Origin of the sequence: Brevibacterium sp. FME37 (genome assembly GCF_014897485.1) — a bacterium.
GTDB lineage: Bacteria > Actinomycetota > Actinomycetes > Actinomycetales > Brevibacteriaceae > Brevibacterium.
The window spans coordinates 1-1848 of the sequence record NZ_JABUYE010000043.1; the positions used below are offsets into that span (position 1 = coordinate 1).

Annotated in this window: 3 protein-coding genes; 2 read left to right on the forward strand and 1 reads right to left on the reverse strand. The window is 56.1% G+C overall.

What is annotated here, in order from left to right; genetic code table 11:
* A partial coding sequence (locus tag INT29_RS20345; RefSeq protein ID WP_413463177.1) for an IS3 family transposase occupies positions 1–157 on the forward strand: 157 nt, incomplete at its 5' end.
* Between the two features lie 89 nt (positions 158–246).
* Here INT29_RS20345 and INT29_RS19840 read toward each other — a convergent pair.
* Positions 247–717, reverse strand: coding sequence for a hypothetical protein (locus INT29_RS19840; protein WP_145997016.1), 471 nt, complete (start codon positions 715–717; stop codon positions 247–249).
* 235 nt (positions 718–952) lie between these two features.
* Between INT29_RS19840 and INT29_RS19845 the strand changes: the two genes are divergently transcribed.
* Positions 953–1546 (forward strand): hypothetical protein, encoded by a 594-nt coding sequence (locus INT29_RS19845; RefSeq protein ID WP_096160556.1) that lies wholly within the window; start codon positions 953–955, stop codon positions 1544–1546.
* Positions 1547–1848: the final 302 nt, after the last annotated feature.

Sequence of the window (1848 nt, forward strand, 5' to 3'; positions counted from 1 at the left end):
CGACCGCCGCCGGTGGGCCACGAGAGACCAGTTAAGAATCGCGATCGTGACCTGGATCGAACGGACATATCACCGACGTCGCCGACAAGCCCGGTTGGGTCGATTGACACCAGTAGAGTACGAAGCAATCATAGAGCCAGCTGCCCTCGCAGCGTGACACTTGAATTGTCACCTCTCCTTGCATCAGTCCCGAGAAGAAAAATTGACTAGCGACGACATGCGAAGTTGGCTTGCAACTCCGCCCGGCTATGCGGGCACCACTGCCTTTGGACGTCGACCGACGAGAGGCGAACCGAATGCCAGAATTACCCCCGCGCCCGCCATCGCTGCGCCGACTGCCACGTTCCTTTTCGCGTCGGCACGACATCGAACGATTCCATCCGACAACGGATATCCGTTCGCTTCGGTGATTCGCATAGCGTTGAGACCCGAAGGGCAGGCCCACAGTGCCTCACTGTCCCTATAAGCTCCGGAGCCCAACTGGACCCAGAATCCCCCGGCGATCAGGCTCACAGAGGCGACACCGAGGAGAGTGAGCGGCAACCATGCGTGTTGCCTTTTCACGATGATGGTCAGGAACCAGACCGCGATGGCGGCACCAACGACGAACCAGCCGAGTAGCACCCACTCCACCCACTGCACATCTTCCATGTGATACAGCTCTACCGATTCGTCAGTGGCTATGATCATCATGTGCACCGAGTCACTATTGCTCACCGCGAATCTCCCCTATACCCCTGCCATTATGGTCTGATCTCAATATGCCACACCGGCCTCAACGATCCGTGGCACACACTTACAACACTGCGACGAACGAGCGGCGGAGGCAGTCGACAATTCACACAACGACGGCGCCGCCCTTGCCGATAAGAATAACTATCATCCGCAGACGAAACCCGTGATTCGGAACATCGGACATGCCGCCAGCACACCTGAGAGAGGAGAACGAATTTTGATTCCTGAATCCAAAGGCGCGAAGATCGCATACATCGCAGTAGCGTCCGTGTCCATACTCCTTGTCGGCTTCTGCATTTTCGTATGGTTGTGGGCAGGCACGATCGAGGATGGTTGGATAAGCGCCTATGTGGCAGCGGTCGTGGTTTCGGTGGTCTGTGTTCCGATTGCCCTTGTACCGCTTGGTTGGTCCTTGGGGCTCTCATTCGTTCGGGAAGCTGAAAAGAGAAAGTCCCTGCGTAATCCGGCGAAGCCGCACGCAGAGTTGTGTTCTATGAACTCGCCAATCGAGATTCGATTCTTTCCCGACTGGGGGCGGAAGGAACCGCTGTGGAGCCATGACACCGACGACATTGCAGTGGGGACTTCAGACCTCCCAATTTCAGCGGACCTGGCCGACGATCTCCATGCTTACATGGACTTCTGGAGCTCTCACTTCAACCCCGTCGTCGATTACCCAGATTCGGGGTGGGACTCCGAAGAGAATCACCAATGGTTTATCGATGAAGGCAACCGCCTTATCCGCGAATTGTCGAGCGAACTCGAAGGCAGGGCAACCATCTCTGACGAGCGGGACCCAGATGACCGCTAGAGAGCTGACTCAGCGAAAACAGTTTCCAATTCTGTCCATCAGGTATGCGAGCTCAACAAAATTGTTAAACGGTAGGGTGCATTCGCTGACAGATCTGTCCAACCCAGCGCCGCTTTGACCCTGACCTAGTACTACTAAGACCTACTACTCGGTGTGCGGATAAAGCGAATGCCGAACTTCACCACCGCGGCGCAGACAAACCCAACTACTCCCAGGACCGCCGCAATGACACCAACCCACACCAATGCTGAGGTTAGCCTGGTTTTGTGGACACCCGAGCTAGCGGGATTCGTGATCCTGGT